This is a genomic window from Sulfuricystis multivorans, assembly GCF_003966565.1.
Taxonomy (GTDB): domain Bacteria; phylum Pseudomonadota; class Gammaproteobacteria; order Burkholderiales; family Rhodocyclaceae; genus Sulfuricystis; species Sulfuricystis multivorans.
On record NZ_AP018718.1, the window covers coordinates 1,621,945 to 1,641,867 of the forward strand.

The following is a 19,923-nucleotide window of genomic DNA, read 5'->3' on the forward strand; positions in this document are numbered from 1 at the left end:
CCAGCGCCGAATTTCAATCGTGGCCAAACAGATCACGGCTGTAGACCTTGTCTGCCACGTCGCGGATCTCGTCGGTGATGCGGTTGGCGACGATGATGTCCGCGAGATATTTGAATTCGGCCAGGTCGTTGATGACGCGCGAACGGTAGAACTCCGGCTCGCTGAGTACCGGCTCATAGACGATCACCTCGATGCCCTTGGCCTTGATGCGCTTCATGATGCCCTGGATCGAGGAGGCGCGGAAGTTGTCCGAGCCAGCCTTCATGATCAACCGATAGACGCCGACGATCTTCGGGTTCCTTCGGATGATCTCGTCGGCGATGAAGTCCTTGCGTGTGGTGTTCGAGTCGACGATCGCGCGGATCAGGTTCTGCGGCACGTCGCGGTAGTTGGCCAGCAGCTGCTTGGTGTCTTTCGGCAGACAATAGCCGCCGTAGCCGAAGCTCGGGTTGTTGTAGAAGTTGCCGATGCGCGGGTCGAGGCAGACGCCGTCGATGATCTGACGCGTATCCAGACCGTGGGTGGCGGCATAGGTGTCGAGCTCGTTGAAGAAGGCCACCCGCATCGCCAGATAAGTGTTGGCGAACAGTTTGATCGCCTCGGCCTCGGTGCTGTCGGTGAAGAGCACCGGAATGTCGGGTTTGAGCGCGCCCTGCTTGAGCAGATTGGCGAAGGTCTCTGCCCGCGCCGAGCGTTCGCCGACGACGATGCGCGATGGATACAGGTTGTCGTAGAGCGCGCGACCCTCGCGCAGGAATTCCGGCGAGAAGATCAGGTTCTCGCAGCCAAGCTGAGCGCGCGTCTTCGCGGTGTAGCCGACCGGCACGGTGGATTTGATCACCATCACCGCATCGGGGTTGATGGCCATGACATCCCGGATCACTGCTTCGACCGAGCGGGTGTCGAAGTAGTTGGTTTCGGGATCGTAGTCGGTCGGCGTGGCGATCACCACATAATCGGCACCGGCATAGGCATCCTGCTTGTCGAGCGTGGCGCGGAAATCGAGCGGCTTGTGGGCGAGATAGTCCTCGATCTCGGTATCGGCGATCGGCGAAACCTTGCGGTTGAGCATGTCCACCTTCTCGGGAACGATGTCGAGCGCGACGACTTCGTTGTGCTGCGCGAGCAATACGCCGATCGAGAGGCCGACGTAACCCGTTCCGGCAATGGCGATTTTCATGATCAGACCCTGAAATAATCGCGATACCAGGCGACGAAGTTGGCCACCCCCTGCTCGACTGGCGTAGCCGGCTTGTAGCCGAAATCACGCACCAGATCCTGCACGTCGGCATAGGTGTCGGGCACGTCGCCGGGCTGCAGCGGCAAGAGTTCCATTTCGGCTTTCATCCCCAGCGCCTTTTCCAGCGCGGCGATGTAGTCCATCAGTTCGACGGGATGGTTATTGCCGATGTTATAGACGCGCCACGGGGCGAGGCTGCTGCCTGGATCGGGATGGTCGCCCGACCAGTCCGGATTCGGCTGCGCGGGCTTGTCGAGCACGCGGATCACGCCTTCGACGATGTCGTCGATGTAGGTGAAGTCGCGGCGGTGCTTGCCATAGTTGAACACCGGGATCTTGCAGCCTTCGAGGATCGCCTTGGTGAATTTGAACAGCGCCATGTCCGGCCGACCCCAGGGGCCATAGACGGTGAAGAAGCGCAGGCCCGTGGTCGGCAAGCCGTAGAGGTGGCTGTAGGTGTGCGCCATCAGCTCGTTGGCTTTTTTGGTGGCGGCATAGAGCGAGAGCGGATGATCGACGTTGTGATGCACCGAGAACGGCATCGTCGTATTGGCGCCATAGACGCTGGAACTCGAGGCATAGACGAGATGCTCGACGCCGTGATGCCGGCAGCCTTCGAGGATGTGGCCGAAACCGACCAGATTGCTGTCGATGTAGGCGAGCGGATTTTCCAGCGAATAGCGCACGCCGGCCTGGGCGGCGAGGTTGATGACGCGCTGCGGCTTGTGCTCGGCGAAGGCCGCCTCCATCGCCTTGCGATCGGCGATGTCGATACGCAGATGGGTGTAATGCGGGTGATGGGCGTGGCGCGCCAGACGCGCTTCCTTGAGCGCCGGATCGTAGTAGTCGTTGTGGTTGTCGATGCCGATGACCTGATCGCCGCGTTCCAGCAGGCGCAGCGCCAGCGCCGAACCAATAAACCCGGCCGCGCCGGTGATGAGGACTTTCATGAAGGATTCCCTGTCGTTTCGTGCATTTTATGCGTTCATGACATTGCGCAGGAAGGCGTCGAACATCAACAGCACCCAGATCGGCGTGCTGTGGTCGCGGCGGCCCGCTTCGTGCTGTTCGACGATGCGGCGGACCGCGTCGCGCTCGAACCAGCCGGTATCGAGCAGCGGGCCGCCGAGCAGGCCGTCGCGCACGCGTTGCCGCAGCGGCCCGCGGAACCAGCGCGCCAGCGGCACGGCGAAGCCCATTTTCGGCCGGTACATGATGTCGTGCGGCAGATGCGGCTCCATGGCTTTTTTCAGCAGAAATTTGCTCTCGCCATTGCGCACCTTGAGGCTGCTCGGCAGCGTGGCGAGCCATTCGACCAGCGGATGGTCCATCAGCGGTTCGCGCACTTCGAGCGAATGCGCCATGCTGGCGCGGTCGACCTTGGTGTTGATGTCGCCGATCAGATAGGTGTGCAGGTCGAGATACTGGATCAGCGCCAGCGGGTCGTCGGTGTCGGCGCGGGCGGCATGGCGGTCGAACACGGCCTGCGCGTTGTAGCCGCCGAGTTCTGCCTTGAAGGCGGCGCTGAAGATTTGCGCGCGCTGCCAGTTGCGGATCACCGAGACGCTGTGGAAATAGGCTTCGACCGAGGTGCGCGCCAAGGCTTCGAAGGTGGTCTTGGCGCGGAAGATGCGCGGCGCCCAGTCGGCCTTCGGATAGAGCCGGCCGAGCAGGCCAAACAGCGGCCGACGCAGCCCCAGCGGCAGCAGAGCGCGCAGCTTTTCCTCCATCAGATGCAACTGGTAACGGCGGTAGCCGCCGAAGCTCTCGTCGCCGCCATCGCCGGAGAGCGCCACCGTCACGTGCCGCCGCGCCAGCTGACAGACGCGGTAGGTCGGGATCGCCGAGCTGTCGGCATAGGGTTCGTCATAGAGCCTTGCCAGCGTGTCGATCAGGTCGAAATCGTCGCTCTCGACCCGGTCGACGAAATGGCGTGTGTGGTAACGCTCGGCCACCTGCTGGGCAAAGCGCGCCTCGTCATAGGCCGGATCGGAAAACGAGATCGAGCAGGTATTGACCGGTTCCGCAGACAAACCGGCCATCATCGCCACCACCGCACTCGAATCGACCCCACCGGAGAGGAAGGCGCCGAGCGGCACTTCGGCGATCATGCGCAGGCGGATCGATTCTTCGAGCCGGCGCTCGAGCTCATGACAAGCCTCGTCGAGGCCGATGCGTTGATCGAGCGTGAAGCGCACGTCCCAGTATTCGCGCGGCTCCGGCAGTGCCGTGCCGCCACGGCCGACTTTCAGCGTGCAGGCCGGCGGCAGCTTTTTCGCCTGTTTGAAGATGCAGCGCGGCTCGGCCACATAACCGAGCGCGAAATATTCTTCGACGGCCAGCGGGTCGATCTCGCGCTTGAGGCCTCCGTGGGCGAGCAGCGATTTCAGCTCGGAGCCGAACAGGAAGGTGCCGTCGTCGAGCAGCGCATAGAACAGCGGCTTGACGCCGAGCCGGTCGCGGGCGAGAAACAACACTTCGCGATTGCGATCCCACAGCGCAAAGGCGAACATGCCGCGAAAGCGCTCGACACAGGCCTCACCCCACGCCTCCCAGGCATGGACGATGACTTCGGTATCGCTCTTGGTGTGGAAAACATGGCCGAGCGCTTGCAGTTCCGGAATCAACGCCTGGAAGTTGTAGATCTCGCCGTTGAAGACCACGCAGACGCTGCCATCCTCGTTGTAGAGCGGCTGCTGGCCGGTGGACAGGTCGATGATCGACAGGCGGCGATGGCCGAGGCCGACGCCCGGTTCGAGATGCAGCCCGCCCTCGTCCGGCCCGCGGTGGAACTGGCTTTCGTTCATCCGCTGCAACACGTCGCGGTCGATGGCGCGCTTGCCGCGGGTATCGAAGATGCCGGTGATGCCGCACATGCTCAGCGCCGTCCGTCAAAGGGGTTGAAGACATTCACGCCTATCGGCGCGAAATCGCCGCTGTTGCGTGTGACCACCGTCAGAGCGTTTTCCAGCGCCGTCGCGGCGATCAACAGATCTGCGCCATCGTTGCCGATGCGCGCAGCCAGACGCCCCCAGGTGCGGGCGATCGCCGGCGTGACCGCCAGGATCCGGTCGGCGTACAGGCGAATCAGCTCTTCGAGCCAGACGGCCAGCTCCGTGGCGAATTGCGGCGCACGGGCACGCTGCTTCTCGACGCCTTTTTCGATTTCACCCAAGGTGACGACACTGATGAACAGCTCATCATCCTGGCGGGCGGAGATCCAGCGCACCACGCCGCTATCGGGACGACTCTTGCGCAGCTCGGAGATGATGGCGGTATCGAGCAGAAACATCAAAACTCCACATCGCGCAGCCGGAGCCGGGCCTTTTCGGCCGGCATGGCCTCGCTCTTCGGCACGGCAAGCAGATGCGCAACGAAACCCGGCGCCGCATGGCGCGCTTGTTGCTGCAAGCGCTGGTAGGCCGATTCGGCGAGCACCACGACGGCTTCCCGCCCGCGGCGCGTCACGTGCTGCGGCTCCCCCTGCAGCGCCGCTTCGACGACTTCGCTGAAACGAGCTTTCGCATCCTGCAAACGCCACTGTGATTTGTGCATGAACGGATTCTCCTTTACTGCTAACTAGTCAGATTATCTGACCAGTTTTGTCTGGCGTCAATGGCGAGACAGCGATCATAGAGGGCTCGATAGGCCGCCACCATCGCCTCCAGGCTGAAGCGCCGTTCGACCTCCGCCCTGCTCTGCCGGCCGTGTTCCTGCGCCAAGGCTGGCTGTTGCGCATAGACGAGGATCGCCTCGGCCATCGCCTCGACATCGTCGGCCGGCACGAGCCGACCGCTGCGGCCATCGACGACGAGTTCCGGATTGCCGCCGACGCGGGTGGCGATCACCGGTAGCCCCGTCGCCATCGCTTCGAGGATGGTGTTGGAGATGCCCTCGGCCTGCGAGGGCAGCACGAAACAGTCGAGGCTGCGTAAAAGCGCCGGCACATCGTCGCGCTCGCCGGGTAACCAGGCGAGATCGGCGACACCGGCCGCGGCGAGCAGCGCCTGGGCTTCTCTCCGCAAGGGCCCGTCGCCGACCATCACCAGCCGCAGGCGCGGCCGCAGCTCCGGGGCGATTTCCAGCGCGCGGATGAAGGCCCGCGCCAGCAGGGTTTGATTCTTGACCGCCTGCATGCGGCCGACCGTGCCGATCAGCCAATGCTCCGGGCGCCGGAAAGGACAATCCACGAAAGTCGCATCCGACAAGCTGGCAGGATGAAAGCGTTCGGCATCGACGCCGTTGTAGATCTGCGTCACCTTGCGCGCCGGAATGCCGACGCGATCGACGAGATAGTTCTGCAGATCGCGCGACAGCGCGATCCAATGGCTGACGAAGGGGTTGTAGGCGCGGCGCAGCCAGCGGTAGGTGGCATTGCTGCCATCGAGATCATGGACGTCGTAGCCATGCTCGCCGTGCAGGCGCACCGGCACGCCTGCCAGCCACGCAGGCACGGTGACTTCCAAAGCGGCAAGATTGCGCGAATGGACGATCGCCGGTCTGAGTTCGCGAAAGATGCGCACCAGACGTGGGAAGAGACGGAACAAATGGCCGGGCGGCTTGTGCAGGCTGATGTAGCGCACATCGTCGCGCTGCACACGCCGCTTGAAGTCGGTCACCTCGGTGAGGGCGAGGATCGCATGCCGGTAGGCATCTTCCGGCATGCGGTTGATCAGATTGACGACGCCGTTTTCCAGCCCGCCGACATCGAAGCGGTAGAAGACGTGCAAGACCAGTGGCCGTTCATCGGGCTTGCCGGTCATTTGAGATGTTCTATGTACCAGGCCATCGCCGCTTCGAGGCCGGCGTCGATGCGGTGGCTCGGCGCATAGCCGAGCAGGCGTTGCGCCTTGGAGATGTCGGCAAGCGAATGGCGCACGTCGCCGGCACGGAAATCGCGATAGATCGGTTTGAAGTCGCGCAGCTGCGGATAGCGCTCGGAAAGATGCTTGACGAGGAATGCGCACAGCTGATTGAGCGAAGTGCGCTCGCCGACAGCGACGTTATAGACCTGATCGAGGGCTTGCGGATTTTCCGTCGTCGCGGCAAGCAAATTGGCCTGCACGGCGTTGTCGATGTAACAGAAGTCGCGGCTCGTCTCGCCATCGCCGTTGATAAAGACCGGCTGGCCGGTGATCAAGGCTGCGATCCACTTCGGAATCACTGCGGCATAGGCGCCGTTCGGGTCCTGGCGTTTGCCGAAGATGTTGAAGTAACGCAGCCCGATGGTCTTGAAGCCGTAAGTACGGGCGAACACCTGGGCATAGAGCTCATTGACCAGCTTGGTGACCGCATAGGGCGAGAGCGGCTTGCCGATCTTGTCCTCGACCTTCGGCAAATCGGGATGATCGCCATAGGTGGAGCTGCTCGCCGCATAGACGAAACGGCTCACCTTGGCGTCGCGTGCGGCGACGAGCATGTTGAGGAAGCCGTCGATGTTGGCCTGGTTCGTGGCGATCGGATCCTCGATCGAACGCGGCACGCTGCCCAGCGCCGCCTGATGCAGCACATAATCGACGGCATGGCTCTTCGCTCCCTGCTGCCACCACATCGCCTCGCGGCAGGTCTCCAGATCCCGGATGTCGCCCTCGATGAAATGGAACAGCGCTTCCAGCTCGCCGCGCGGTCGCCCGGTGGCGGCACTGGCATCGTCGAGCGCGGCTTCGAGATTGTGGTGATAGCCGGTGGCGAAGTTGTCCAGGCCGACGACGCGCTGGCCGAGCGTCAGCAGAGTTTCCAGCAGGTTGCTGCCGATGAAGCCCGCGACCCCCGTGACCAACCAGGTCTGAGGGTGGTCTCGCAGCGCATTGCGCAACGCATCGTAAGTCGGTGCCGTCATGATGTGAGGGGTTTGCCGAGGGAAGTTAACGTGAAATACGATCAGCCATGCTCTCAACGATCGCTACACGACCGGCAGTCACCCATCGCGGCGTAAGCCGCGCTGACAGTCTCCCCGCCCGCGAGGGCGGGGCTAGGGGTGGGCGGGTGTTTATTTTTGCGCATGGGTATTTCATCCTCCGCGGGTGAAGTGTCCGACATGCGCGTTAGAAGTTCAGCCACCCTACTGCCCGCCTGTCGGGCGAGCAGAGGATTTTGCAGCCACATCTGGATGGTGAATTCGCGCAACTCCTCAGCCTGTTCCAAACGCATCAGCAAGAGCTGTTGCGGAATGTCGACAGTGCTGGCGCGTGGATCTGTTTCAGCCATTCGGGTCTTCTCCTCGCCGGATTTTTTCCAGCGCTTCGATATCGAACCAATCCCTTGGTCGGTTAGCGTTTCGTTTCAGTTCGAGCAAATCCTCGATCGACGCGATCAGGACTTTTCCGCCCGGCAATTCGCCGACGATGGCGTTTCGCATCAAGCGGTCGAAGGGTACTGAAGGTCGCACCAGGATATCGACAACCTTGCCGCCGGGCTGGGATTCACGCAAGGAAAACGCCAACATGCCTTTTTCTCGATGCCAGATATCGATCTGGGCGGCATCACGTAAAACATCGAGAGGCACGGGAATATTCGGCTGTAATCCGTACTTCCTCGCGACGCCGATGAATTTGTCGAGATTCGCATCATCCATTGCCAAGACCAGATCGATGTCGAGCGTTGCACGCATGAAGCCGTGTAGCTGTACCGCCAAACCGCCGACCACAACATAGGAAACCCCCGCTTCGGTCATGGATTGCAACAGTTCGGCGATTTTCATTCGTGCGCCCCTATCACACCCGCCAGAGCTTGAAGCCTGCCTTGGCGACAGCCTTCGGATCGTAGGCCGATTTGACGTCGACGAACACGCCGCCGGGCTTGAGTTTGCTGGTCAGCCGCTGGAAGGACATCGCGAGATACTGCTTGTGCGCGACCGCGGCGACGAGCGCATCGGCCCGATCGGGCAAGGCGTTCCATTTGACCAGCTCGATGCCATATTCATGCCGCGCCTCGGCCGGTTCGCCGAGCGGATCGTGCACCGCCACCTTGCAGCCGAAGGATTGCAGCTCCTTGACCAGATCGGCGACTTTCGAATTGCGTAGGTCCGGGCAGTTCTCCTTGAAGGTGAGGCCGAGCACGATCACCTGCGCACCTTTCACCGGGCAGCCATTGTTGATCATCTGCTTGACGGTCTGCTGGGCGACCCAGCTCGCCATGCCGTCGTTGATGCGGCGGCCGGCAAGGATCACTTCGGGATGGTAGCCGAGCATCTCCGCCTTGTGCGTCAAGTAATACGGATCGACGCCGATGCAGTGCCCCCCGACCAGACCCGGCCGGAAGGGCAGGAAGTTCCACTTGGTGCCAGCCGCCTGCAGCACTTCGAGCGTGTCGATGCCCATACGATTGAAGATCAGCGCCAGCTCGTTCATCAGTGCGATGTTCAGGTCGCGCTGGGTGTTCTCGATCACCTTCGCGGCTTCGGCAACCTTGATGCTGCTGGCTTTGTGCACCCCGGCAGTGATCACCGAGGCATACATCTGCTCGACGAAGCGTGCGGTCTTTTCGTCGTCGCCGGAGACGACCTTGACGATCTTCGTGATCGTGCGTTCCTTGTCGCCCGGATTGACGCGCTCGGGCGAGTAGCCGACATGGAAATCTTTCATCCACTTCATGCCGGAATGCTTTTCCAGCAGCGGGATGCAAACCTCTTCAGTGGCACCCGGATAGACCGTCGATTCATAGACGACGATGGCGCCCTTCTTCATGTATTTGCCCACCGTCGTCGAGGCGCCGATGAGCGGCGAAAAATCGGGAATGTGCGCCTGATCGACCGGGGTCGGCACCGCGACGACGATGAAATCGGCGGCGGCGATGGTGGCCGGATCGCTACTCACCGAAAGCTTGGTGGCTGCCTTGAGGTCGGCGCTGCTCACCTCACCGGTCGGATCGATGAACTTGCGGTAGCTGCTTACTTTGGCTTCCGAAAGGTCATAGCCGATGGTCTGGTATTTCTTGCCGAATTCGACCGCCAGCGGCAGCCCGACATAGCCGAGGCCGACGACGGCGACGACGGTATTCGCCAACGAGACGGACTTGCCGGCTCGGCGTGCGGATTTCGTTGCGGTTTTGCGTGTTGCCATGAGCTTCCCCTTCGATTGCAATGAACATATGGATTCTAGCGGTGCCTGGCCGCCCGTTCGAGCAGTACATCGAGTGCCCCGCCCGTTGCGGCGAGGAAATCGGCCAATGTGGCTTCGCTACCGGGTTCGAATGCATAGACGAACACCGCTGCGGAGGCATCGCCGCGTCCGCTCAATTTCGCCCATGCCAAGCGCAATTTGCCGAGCATGTCGTTGATGACGACGTGGCCATCGATCCAGTACCAGTGCCAGACCGTGAGACGCGGCGGATCGGCAGCCAGCAGCGCGTCCAGGCTGCGTAGCGTGGCGCTACGCACGCTGACACGCTCCGCGCCCAGCAGCGCTTCGCGCTGGCCACGCCCGACTTGTGCCCAGGCCTTGTCTTCGCTCCTCACCACCAGGTTCGTCGAGGTGATCAACTTGCGTTCGTAGTTCTGCTGTTGGTACCAGGCGATGAAGACACCGACACGGCGTCCGTCTTTGGCGAACACGGCTTGCAAGGTCGTGGTGGGATTGGCATAGGCCGGCTGCCAGTCGACGAGAGGTTCCGAGACGGGCTGCCAGCCGCCTTGAGCCAAGGTCTCGCCCGACAGTCGCGGCGGTGGCAGCTGCGCGCCTTCGTCCATCAGCCTCAGCGCCGCGCGCGGCGCGAACCCAATCGCCACGGCGAGCAGCGCGGCCGCTAGCGCCGCCCGTGGAGGAGCAGGCGGCATCGGCAAGGTTGTGGCAGTGACGGATTCGCCGGATGCCACGATGTCGTGTTCGCGCCAGCGCAGGCCGATCGCGAACATGATCAGCATCACCAGGCCGAAGAACACCCAGCCGTAGATCAGGTGGTCGATACCGACGGCCAGCGTGTTGCCGGAGAGATGGCCGAGCATGACGATCATGTAAGCGCGCAGCCAGTTGGCGACGAGGGGGATGACGATCGCGACGCCGATGAAGATCAGCCGACGCTTGAGCGATCGGTAATTGAGGTAGGCATAGAGCGTGCCGACGACGATCGACGCGATCAGATAGCGAACGCCGCTGCAGGCTTCGACCACCGACCACCGGCCGGAAGGGATCACGAAATGCAAGCCTTCCTGATAGACGGGAATGCCGGAGGCACGCAAGCCGATCACGGTAAATTTCGCCGTCCAAGCCATCATCGTCGGCATCACGAATTCGCCGAACGGCACCGCAAAGAACAGGAATGCCAGTGGGAAGGCGATGATGCGAGCAGCCGGCAGGCCGATCACCAGCGGCACGGCGAGCACCATCATCGCCACCAGCGCAAACTGGGTCAGCACATTCACCGCGACCAGCTCGCCCAGCAGCCAGCCAAAGGCAATCAGGGCCAATGGCAGTAAGAGCCACGGCGTGGGGCGCGGCGGCACCTGTCCCAGCACGTGGCGTTTTTCCCAAATCAGCCAGAGGCTGATCGGTGGCACGAGGAAGGCATGGTTAAAGGTTCCGGAACGCCACCAGATCTCGACCATCGCCCGCGCCGTATCGAAATAGAGCGCGAGCAACACCAGCTCGATGACGATGAGCGCAACGCCGGCCTGCTTCCAGCCCGCAGCGGGTGCAAAAGTCGGCGCTGACGGCACGGCACTGTTCATGGCGCGAGGGAATCGAGTTGGCGGTCGATCACGGCGAGATGGGCGTCCCAGCCGTAGCTGGCGAGCACCCGCCGCCGGGCGGCCCTGCCAATGTTATCAGCATGGGCCGGCGCAGCGAGCAATGCTTCGATGCGGGCGAGATAATCCGCCGCACTTTCGGCAACCAGCAACTCTCGATCGGGCACGGCGGCGATCGGCTGCGCACAGGTCGCCGAGGCGACCACCGGCCGGGCCATCGCCATCGCTTCGAGCACCTTGTTCTGGATGCCGCGCGCGATGCGTAGCGGCGCGACGACCACGGTGGCATGGGCGAGATATGGTCGCACGTCCGGCACCGTCCCCGTCACCACGATGCCCTCTCCGGACAATGCCTGCACCGCCGGGTCAGGACTACGGCCGACGATGAAAAAGCGCAGTGCCGGATGACGCCGGCGCAGCTCGGGCAGGACTTCGTTGGCGAACCAGACCGCGGCATCGATGTTCGGCCAGTAATCCATCGCGCCGGTAAATACCAGCGGGATTTCCTCGCTGCGATAAGGCGAGGCGAAATCCTGATCGGGCGAAAAGAATTCGGCATCGACGCCGTTACCCATCGCGTCGATGCGCCCGGCGCATTCCGGGGCCGCGGCGAGGAACAGCTCACACTCGGCTGGAGTGACGAAGAACGCGTGCGCCGCCTTGTGCGCCACCGCGCGCTCGAAGGCGAACAGGCACTCGCCCTCGCGACGATACAACCAGGACAGAGGCCAACGATGAGTCGTCGCATATTGCCGCCATTTGGCCGAATCCATGTCGACGAAATCGACCAGCGTCGGCAAGCTCGCCATGTCGGGCAGGTAATCGGCCATCACCGAGGAAAACACGACCGCGGCATCGATGTCTGCCGCCGCGCAGGTGCGTTCGACCCAGGTGCGCAGACTGGCATCGCGGTAATACGGCAGCGACAGCGCCTCCCCATCGAGCAGCCCCCGCAGGCTGCGCAGCTTCGCTCGGCGCGGATCGAGGCGCGCGACATGCATCTCGGCGCAATAGCCGCGCACTTCGTCGAGATAGGCCGCATCGGCGGGATCGTCGATGAAGGTGCCGAGATAGAGCCGATGGCTGCGGGCCAGATGCTTCATCAGGTGGAACGAGCGCACCTTGTCGCCCTTGTTCGGGGGATAGGGCAGCCGATGCACGAGATAGAGCAGATTCACGGGCAATCAGCCGAGGTTGCGCACGATCAGCGGGCCAAGCCGGGTGGTCAGCCACAGTGGCAAGCGGCGCCAGGTGGCGATCATCAGCCGGTATTTCGGATTGTTCGGGTTGTTCTGCGGAATGCTGTCGCGCTTGTAGAGACGGTATTCGTAGGACAACGGCTTTGGTTCGAAACCCCAGTTTTTCTTGAACGCATAGGAGCCGGCACCGACCTTGCTGCGCCCGTAATCGAACACCTTCAGCCCGCGGGCACAGGCGCGCCGCATCAGTTCCCAGTATTTGAAATCGTTGGCCGCCAGCTCGCGCGCCCGCACGTCATCGCCGGCGTAGTAAGGCAGCACTTCATCGCGGAAATAAAAGCTCAGCACGCTGCTGACCGGGGTGCCCGCGGCATCGACGACGGTGAGGATTTCGCAATCCGGACCGAAGGTCTCGAGCAGACGATCGAAATAGTGTTTCGGCAGCGCGGGCGTGCCGTGGCGGCGCACGTTGTCGGCATAGAGGGCGAAAAAACGCCGACTGTCGGCGTCGATTTCGGCGCGCAAACCGTGCTTGATGCCTTTCCTGACCATCGCCCGCTGCTTGCGCGGGATGGCCTGCAAGTTGGCTTCTTCTTCTGGCAGGATTTCCTTGCGGAACGTGACGTAGAGCTCCTGGCGCGGCCAGTCGGCGTGCCGAGGTATCAGGTTGCGATATTCGAGATGATCGACGTCCAAGCGGCGCGCCAGCGCCTCGGCCTCGGCCTCGAGCGCTTCCACGGTCTCCGCATCCTCGGCGATGATCCCGCCATAGACGCAGAACGGCAGTGACACCAGCGCGTTGCCGAACAGCCGGCTCTTGACCTGCGCGAGCGGCAGGATGCCCACGATCGCACCGTCACGTTCGGCATACAGATAATGGGTCTGATGGCCGAACACCTCGTGCAGGATGTCTTGCCAGGCGGCGCGATGAAAGAAAGTCGCCGCCGGATGCGCGGCGACGAAGGCTTCCCAGCGGGCGTTGCCGCTGGCATCGCCGGCATCGAGCCGTCGCACGCGCAAGGATGAAGCTGAAACGGTTGGCTCACTCATGCGCCGAGAAACACCCGATCCATCCGATCCCAGCGGAAGTCGGCGAGCAAACATTCGAGCCGCCGTTCCATCCGATGCAGATTGAGATAGTGTCGAAAGCGCGTCTTGACATCGATGCCTGGAATGCGCGGCTGCTCGGGATCGAGCTCCCAGGGGTGGAAGTAGAACACCGCCGGCTCGCCGTCGATTTCATTGACATGGGCGATCAGGCGCCGCGAGATCGCATAGGGCAACAGCCGAAAGTAGCCGCCGCCGCTGGCCGGCCAGTTGCGCAGGAAGGCACGCACCGTGGTCGGCGGGATCTCCAGTATGCCAGCATCCGGCACATGGGAAAAGCGCGGCGCCTCGGGCATGCCGTAATGATCGTGACGCACCGGATAGACGCTGGAGCTATAACGATGGCCGGCCCGGGCCAGCGTCTCGAAGGCCCAAGCGCGGTTGCTGGCATCGATCGAGAAGCTCGGTGCCCGGTAGCCCTTCACTTGCTGGCCAGAAAGATCTTCGAGGATTCCCTTGGCACGGAAGACATCGTCAGCGAACGCTTGTGGCGTGAGCCGGTTCGCGCGCTCGTGGCCATAGCCGTGGCTGGCCAGCTCGTGACCATTGGCAATGATCTCGCGCACCACTTGCGGATGGCGCTCCGCGATCCAGCCGAGCGTGAAGAAGGTTGCTTTGACATTGTGCCGGTCGAGCAAAGCGAGGATGCGCGCGACATTGCGTTCGATGCGGCATTCGCGCTGATCCCACTCGGTGCGATCGATGTAGGGTGCGAAGGCCGAGACCTGGAAATAGTCCTCGACATCGATGGTCAGCGCATTGGTCTTCATGCGTCTTCGCTTTTCGTGGCTTCCGTATCCGTCTTCTTTTCCGCAGGATTGCGGGCAGCCTTGCCGACCCGCGCAGCATCGACCAATTGCTGCAATACGCGCAGCATCATCGTGTTCGTCTGTTCGAGGCGCACCAGGCTGCGCTCGAGCCGCAGCAACCGATCGGCGATGCGCCGGTTGCTGATGCTGGTGAGCGTCTTGCCGGCCTCCTGGGCCGTCTCGGCATCGATCTGCAGTGCCGCAACCTCGGCAGGAGCGAAATCGCTTTCCAATGCCTGCGGCGCCAGCAATGCCGTCGTGGTCGGCTTGGCACCGGCGCCGATCTGGCCGCCCATCTCATTGACGACCTCTTGGACGTCCTCCTTGCCGAAGAGTTTCTTGTCATTCAGAAAGCCCAGCAGCAGGAGTCGATCGCACAGCGCGTTGATGCGCCTGGGAATACCGCCGCTTGCCTCATAGATCGCCTGGTGCGCGGCATCATCGAACTTCGGCTCGCCCTTGGAGCCGGCACAGCGCAAACGGTGATAGATGTAATCGCGCGTCTCGGCGGCGCTCAGCGGACCGACATGGCAGGCGGCGATCACCCGCTGGCGCAACTGCTCCATCTGCGGGCTCAGCATGATGGCGCGAAATTCCGGCTGGCCGACGAGGAAGCTCTGTAGCAGCGCGTGCGACTCGAACTGGAAATTCGACAGCATGCGCAATTCTTCGACCGCGCGCGGCGTCAGATTCTGTGCCTCGTCGACGATCAGCAGACAACGCTTGCCGCGCCGCGTGATCTCGACGAAAAACGCTTCCAGCGCCAGGATCAGATCGGCTTTGGCGAGATCCTTGAAACGCACGCCGAAGGCGGCGGCGACCATGCGCAGGATGTCGTCAGCATCGAGTTGGGTGCTGACGATCTGCGCGGCGACGACCTTGTCCTTATCAAGCGCATCAAGCAGGCCGCGCACGATAGTCGTTTTGCCGGCGCCGATCTCGCCGGTGACGACGATGAAGCCCTCGTTCTGGTGCAGGCCGTATTCGAGATAGGCCTTGGCGCGACGGTGCTGCTTGCTGTCGAAATAGAACGCAGGATCGGGGTTCAGCTGGAAGGGTTTGACCTTCAAGCCGTAATAGGCTTCGTACATGGTCGTCTCAGAAGGAGGCGGACAATGTGCCGGTTATCGCGTGTTCGGTGTAGTCGGCGGTGCCGCTACCGGCGTTGTCGTAACTGTTCTGGCGCAGCCCGAGCGATGCCGTGGTGCGAGCACCGAGTTTCGTCGTATAAAGCAGCGAGATCGAGCGCAGCCGAGAATCCTGCCCGCTGGCATCGCCGCGACTGTGCGAGGTCAATGCATTCAACGTCAAGTTGCTGATGGGCGAAAGTTTGTGCGCCCAGCTACCACTGAAACCCGACTGGCGGATGTTCTGCGTCAGCGCGAAATCGTCGAGTGCACCGACGCCGGTGCCCAGCCGGGTGTTGCTGCTGCGTTGGGCGGTAAAGGTCACCGTGTTGTTCACCCCGGTCAGCGACAGCGAAGCCTGCTGCCGCCGCTGGATGAACGGCTGGGCTGTCACGACATTGCCATAGATCAGGCTATTTGCCGGAATACCTGAGCTTTGCAGCAATGCACTGACCACCTGTGAGCGCACGACCGGGTCGGGCACCGAGGAAGCGAGTTGCAGGAACAGCAGATCGTAGGCCGTCGACAGCGGAGCGGTGGTGAATTGCTGAGCCGGGATGACCACACTGCGCGTATCGATGAATTTCCACGCCGTCAGCGCGGTGCGATGGCTGAAGTCGATCGTATGGCCATTGCCAAAGCTGCGTTTTTCCTTGGTCAGCTTGAGCAGGGTGCGCTCGGTGGGTGCCCAGTCGAGCCCATAGCCGGTCACGGTGCGGTGTTGCCACTGGAGATTGCTGTAGTTGTCGGATTCCCGGCCGGCGCTGAGGTTGAACTTGAGCTGCGGATCGAAGCGGTATTCGAGCGTGCCGATGAGGCGACTCGACTTCGTATCCCGTACCTTGAAGCTGGTGCGCTGATCCTCGGCGAGCAGCGACCAACCGATGAGCGCCACCGGCATATCGCCGGAGAGGCGACCGGTCCAGATCTGGGTGTCGACGTCGTTCCCGGTGGCATAGAGGCCGCTGTCCGCGGTCGTGCGCACATCACGATAGCGTAATTCGTAAGCAACGTTGCTGGCACCGAAATAACCTTGCAGATACGGCGACCACTGCCACGAGGTGGTCTGGCTGCGATTGTTATTGACCAGCTCATTGTTGGCAGTCTGAGTGCCAAACACCGAAGTGGCATGTTGGGCGATGCTGGCAAGCGCATCGAGATACAGCCATTGCTCCACCAATTCCGCCTTGCCGGACGCCGACAGCGACATCTGATCGTTGTTATAGCGGTTTTCGCTGGCATAGAAGTTGTTCTGCCAGCTGAAATTGAGATTGCCGCTGACGCGCCCGCCTTTGCCATCGATGCGGATCGCCGGCGTGATGCTGGTGATCAGATCGCTTTTCTTGTCGGTCTGCCCGGGACGCACATTGTCGGTGAATGTCAGGGTAGCGGAGATGCTCGGCGTGATCAGCCAGGCCGGCCGGTTGGCCGAGGCAGCGACATCTTCCTGCGCAGAGACATTCCCCAGCCACAGGAGGCCACCAGCCAGACAGCCCAGCAGACTAGCCGACTTGCGGAACGGAGCGTGTGCTGTGATCAAGGATTCATCCCTCAGTAAGCATCAAGGTCGCGCGGCGCTTGCGCTGGCATCGGATTTCGCAGCATAGCCATAGCCGTAACCGTAGCCATAGCCGTAACCGTGGCCATCGACATGGCCGGTGGTCTTGTTCAGCACCGCCATCTTGACCGGGCAGGACTCGATTGCGGCGATCGCGTTCTTGACCTCGGCGTGCGTCGTGCTCTCGGCCTTGACGACGAGCACGACCTGGCCCATGTGCATCGCCAGCGCACGCGCCTCGGTAGTCACCAAGAGGGGAGGCGAATCGAAGATGATGATGCGGTCGTGATAACGCCGTGCCATGTCGGCGAGCAGCTGATTCATCGCATCGCTGGCCAACAGCTCGGTCGCCCGCGGATGCGGCGTGCCGGCGGGCAGCACGGAGAGTTTCTCGATGTTGGTGCGCAATAGCACCTGGCTCAAATCGAGCGTCGGATCGGTCAGGGCGTCGAGCAGCCCTTTTTCCTCGTCGAAACCAAATACTTCGGGCAACGAGGGCCTTGCGACGTCGGCATCGACGAGCAGCACGGTGCGATCCAGCTCCATCGCGATGCTGATCGCCAGATTCGCCGCCATGAAGGTCTTGCCTTCGCCTGGCAGAGCGCTGGTGATCATGATCAAGTTGGCGTCCTTCACCGGCGCAGCACCCTTGCCGGCGACATTGTGCAACAACGGACGCTTGATGACGCGCATCTCGTCGCCGAGCTGCGAACGCACGCTGTCGGGCGTCAGGATGCCGTGCGCGGTCAGCACGCCCATGTCGAGATCGATACGCCGCGAGTGAACAGTGCCCTGCCCGGCCAGGGGTGCCGTAGCGCCAGCGCCGAGTTTTGCCGCAGACGTCTCCCCTGAGGCAGAAGCGGCAGATTCGCCCGGCAGCTCGACGCCGGCGCGGCGCAGTTCTTCGAGACGTTTGGCGGCTTGTTCAATGATGTCCATCGTATCCCTCAAGCCGCGCGGAAAATGATGATGCTGACAACGGCGATGGCCGCCGCATAGACGCCGACGAAGGCGCCCAGTCCGGCGACGAAACGTATCAGCGCGCGGCGCTCGTGTTGTTGGTCGGCCGGCGTGGTGATCAGCGAGACGGTGCCCAAGAGCGGCAAGCCGCTCACTTCACGCAGGGTACGCGCATCGAAGAAGGCGGGACGCAGCTGGCTCGCAGCGAAGCTCGCCGCCAGCCCGATCGACAACGAGGCCAACAAGGCCAGGGCAAGCAGGATCGCTCGATTCGGCCCAACCGGTGTGCGCGAGGCGCGCGGCGGGTCGATCAGGCGGAAATCGGCGACGCTCGAGACATCGGTCATCCCTTCGGAAATCGTCGCCGACTCGCGGCGCTTGACCAGCTCGTCATAGTTTCTCTTGTGCACATCATAATCGCGGTTGAGCTGGGCATATTCGGCCTCGATTTCGGGCAGTAGCTTCACCCGACTCACCGCCTTGTTGTAGCGCGATTCATACTCGGCCACGCGCGCCCGCAACGCGGCAACGGTCGCCTCTGCTTCGGCGAGCGACACCTTCAGCTGTTGATAGGCGGGATTGGTATTGACCGACACCGAGGCTGGATGGGCTGCCGCTGCTTTCTTGCGCGCGGCGATCTCCTTGGCCTTTTGTTCTTCGAGTTCCTTGATGATGCGCCGGGTATTGACCACATCGGGATGCTGATCGGTATAACGCTGCAGCAGCGCATCCAGATTGCGCTTCTGCACGTCGATGCGTCCATCGATTTCGGGAATCGAGACGGTCGATTCCAGCCCAGGTGCATCCGGCAGCAGAACCGGCTCTTCGCCGGCGAGCTGCCGTTTGAGCGCATCGCGGCTGTTTTCTGCCTCACGCAATTCGAGGCGTGCTTGACTGAGCTGCGCGCCCAGCTCGGACAGACGGCCCCCGACTCCACCTTCCTTGTCCAGGCCGATCTCGAGATTCTGCAATTTGAACTGCTTGAGCCGGTTTTCCGCTTCTTCCAACTTCTTGCGATAGATCGCGATCTGCTCGTCGATGAATTTGCGCGCCGCATCGGTATCGCTGCGCTTGCTGCCCAGGCTCGACTCGACGAAGATCGTCGTCAGCGACTGCACCACCTTGCGCGCCCGCTCGGGATCGGTATCCCGATAGCCCAGCGTATAGAGGTTGTCACGGCCGACGCTCTTGATGCTCAGTGCGGCGGTGACCTTGTCGATCAGCGCCTCTTTCTCGCGGGGCGAAGCAATCCCGAGATCCAGATCAGCCATGCGAATCAGCTTCTCGACATTCGGCCGGCTGATCAAGGTGCGGCTCAACATCGCGATCTGCTGTTCGGTGTTGGCCGGCACGGTCAGGCCAGCCAACAAGGGTTTGAGCACGGAATCGGTATCGACGAAAATGCGTGCCGATGCCTCGTATTTGTCCGGGGTCACGAAAACGAGGACCGCGGCGACCAGACCCACGCTCCAGGCCACGAACAACCCCAGCCAGCGGTGCAGCCACATGCCGCGCAATACCAGCCGGGCCTGTCGTACCAGTTCTTCCATCGATGTTGTTCCGAGCTATTACTTGTTTGGGATGCGTCAGAACCAGCTGCGCGGGATGATCAGCACGTCGCCAGGCTTCATCTCGACGTTCGCCGAGACATCGCCTCGCTTGACCAGATCCTTCAGGCGCACGCCATACTGCTTGTTGCCGTCGGAGGGGCGCAGGATCGAGGCGCCATTGCCGTCGGCGAAATCGGTCAAGCCGCCCACCGCGATCATTACGTCGAGTAGCGTCATCTTTTGTTTGTAAGGCAGCACCTGGGGCTTGGCGGCCTCGCCGATCACGCGGATCTGTTCGCTATAGGGCCCGACGAACTGGGTGACGATCACCGTCACCACCGGGTCGCGGATGAACTTCGACAAAGCCTTTTCGATGTCGCGAGCCAGCTCGGTCGGATTCTTGCCGATCGCCGGCAGATCCTCGATCAGCGGCGAGGCGAGCTTGCCGTCGGGCCGCACCGGCACCGACATCGATAGTTCCGGGTTACGCCAGACGACGATATTGACGGTATCGCCCGGGCCGATGTGATAGTTGTAATCATCCGAAGCCGCCAGCGTCGGCGCCGGCGGATAGGCATTCGAGGCACAACCGGCCACGACCCCACCGATCAGGACGACGAGCAGCAGACGCAGCATGGCCGCCCAGGAACTCCGCACGCTTCCATTTCCAATCATGACCGTTCTCCCCTAC

19 protein-coding genes are annotated in these 19,923 nt (G+C 62.3%); all 19 read right to left on the reverse strand.

The annotated features are described in order from the left end of the window. Positions 1 to 13: 13 nt before the first annotated feature. From EL335_RS08090 to EL335_RS08180, 19 genes are read right to left on the reverse strand one after another with little or no spacing between them, the layout of a single operon-like run. Positions 14 to 1,180 (reverse strand): nucleotide sugar dehydrogenase, encoded by a 1,167-nt coding sequence (locus EL335_RS08090; RefSeq protein WP_126445780.1) that lies wholly within the window; start codon positions 1,178 to 1,180, stop codon positions 14 to 16. A 2-nt stretch (positions 1,181 to 1,182) separates the two neighbouring features. Further along, positions 1,183 to 2,190 (reverse strand): NAD-dependent epimerase, encoded by a 1,008-nt coding sequence (locus EL335_RS08095; protein WP_126445782.1) that lies wholly within the window; start codon positions 2,188 to 2,190, stop codon positions 1,183 to 1,185. Positions 2,191 to 2,217: 27 nt separating this feature from the next. Then, entirely contained in the window at positions 2,218 to 4,116 is a 1,899-nt protein-coding gene (locus EL335_RS08100) for an XrtA/PEP-CTERM system amidotransferase (RefSeq protein WP_126445784.1), read from the reverse strand. Positions 4,117 to 4,118: 2 nt separating this feature from the next. Continuing rightward, complete coding sequence (locus EL335_RS08105; RefSeq protein ID WP_126445786.1) at positions 4,119 to 4,532, reverse strand: type II toxin-antitoxin system VapC family toxin; 414 nt, start codon at positions 4,530 to 4,532, stop codon at positions 4,119 to 4,121. After that, entirely contained in the window at positions 4,532 to 4,795 is a 264-nt protein-coding gene (locus EL335_RS08110) for a type II toxin-antitoxin system prevent-host-death family antitoxin (protein WP_126445788.1), read from the reverse strand. The genes EL335_RS08105 and EL335_RS08110 overlap by 1 nt, the downstream gene beginning before the upstream one ends. A 20-nt stretch (positions 4,796 to 4,815) precedes the next feature. Beyond that, a complete protein-coding gene (locus EL335_RS08115; protein ID WP_126445790.1) occupies positions 4,816 to 6,003 on the reverse strand; it encodes a TIGR03088 family PEP-CTERM/XrtA system glycosyltransferase in 1,188 nt (395 codons plus the stop codon). Next, positions 6,000 to 7,079 (reverse strand): SDR family oxidoreductase, encoded by a 1,080-nt coding sequence (locus EL335_RS08120; protein WP_126445792.1) that lies wholly within the window; start codon positions 7,077 to 7,079, stop codon positions 6,000 to 6,002. Before EL335_RS08120 ends, EL335_RS08115 begins: the two co-directional genes overlap by 4 nt. A 53-nt stretch (positions 7,080 to 7,132) precedes the next feature. Beyond that, positions 7,133 to 7,447 (reverse strand): hypothetical protein, encoded by a 315-nt coding sequence (locus EL335_RS08125; protein WP_126445794.1) that lies wholly within the window; start codon positions 7,445 to 7,447, stop codon positions 7,133 to 7,135. Continuing rightward, the gene (locus EL335_RS08130) at positions 7,440 to 7,940 is read right to left on the reverse strand and encodes a nucleotidyl transferase AbiEii/AbiGii toxin family protein (protein ID WP_126445796.1); all 501 of its coding nucleotides are present in this window, start codon (positions 7,938 to 7,940) and stop codon (positions 7,440 to 7,442) included. Before EL335_RS08130 ends, EL335_RS08125 begins: the two co-directional genes overlap by 8 nt. 13 nt (positions 7,941 to 7,953) lie before the next feature. Beyond that, positions 7,954 to 9,300, reverse strand: coding sequence for a nucleotide sugar dehydrogenase (locus tag EL335_RS08135; RefSeq protein WP_126445798.1), 1,347 nt, complete (start codon positions 9,298 to 9,300; stop codon positions 7,954 to 7,956). A gap of 35 nt (positions 9,301 to 9,335) precedes the next feature. Beyond that, complete coding sequence (gene xrtA / locus EL335_RS08140) at positions 9,336 to 10,904, reverse strand: exosortase A (protein ID WP_126445800.1); 1,569 nt, start codon at positions 10,902 to 10,904, stop codon at positions 9,336 to 9,338. Further along, entirely contained in the window at positions 10,901 to 12,100 is a 1,200-nt protein-coding gene (locus tag EL335_RS08145) for a TIGR03087 family PEP-CTERM/XrtA system glycosyltransferase (protein WP_284155294.1), read from the reverse strand. The genes xrtA and EL335_RS08145 overlap by 4 nt, the downstream gene beginning before the upstream one ends. A gap of 6 nt (positions 12,101 to 12,106) precedes the next feature. Continuing rightward, the gene (locus tag EL335_RS08150) at positions 12,107 to 13,171 is read right to left on the reverse strand and encodes a FemAB family XrtA/PEP-CTERM system-associated protein (protein WP_126445804.1); all 1,065 of its coding nucleotides are present in this window, start codon (positions 13,169 to 13,171) and stop codon (positions 12,107 to 12,109) included. Then, positions 13,168 to 13,998, reverse strand: a complete 831-nt coding sequence (locus EL335_RS08155; protein WP_126445806.1) for an XrtA system polysaccharide deacetylase — start codon at positions 13,996 to 13,998, stop codon at positions 13,168 to 13,170. The genes EL335_RS08150 and EL335_RS08155 overlap by 4 nt, the downstream gene beginning before the upstream one ends. Next, positions 13,995 to 15,128, reverse strand: a complete 1,134-nt coding sequence (locus EL335_RS08160; protein ID WP_126445808.1) for an XrtA/PEP-CTERM system-associated ATPase — start codon at positions 15,126 to 15,128, stop codon at positions 13,995 to 13,997. Before EL335_RS08160 ends, EL335_RS08155 begins: the two co-directional genes overlap by 4 nt. 7 nt (positions 15,129 to 15,135) lie before the next feature. Next, entirely contained in the window at positions 15,136 to 16,704 is a 1,569-nt protein-coding gene (locus EL335_RS08165) for a TIGR03016 family PEP-CTERM system-associated outer membrane protein (protein WP_172600062.1), read from the reverse strand. 21 nt (positions 16,705 to 16,725) lie between these two features. Beyond that, positions 16,726 to 17,661, reverse strand: a complete 936-nt coding sequence (locus EL335_RS08170) for an XrtA-associated tyrosine autokinase (protein ID WP_126445812.1) — start codon at positions 17,659 to 17,661, stop codon at positions 16,726 to 16,728. Between the two features lie 8 nt (positions 17,662 to 17,669). Next, positions 17,670 to 19,232: an XrtA system polysaccharide chain length determinant gene (locus tag EL335_RS08175; RefSeq protein WP_126445815.1), complete on the reverse strand. Its 1,563-nt coding sequence runs from the start codon at positions 19,230 to 19,232 to the stop codon at positions 17,670 to 17,672. Positions 19,233 to 19,268: 36 nt separating this feature from the next. Next, entirely contained in the window at positions 19,269 to 19,907 is a 639-nt protein-coding gene (locus EL335_RS08180) for an XrtA/PEP-CTERM system exopolysaccharide export protein (protein ID WP_126445817.1), read from the reverse strand. Between the last annotated feature and the right edge of the window lie 16 nt (positions 19,908 to 19,923).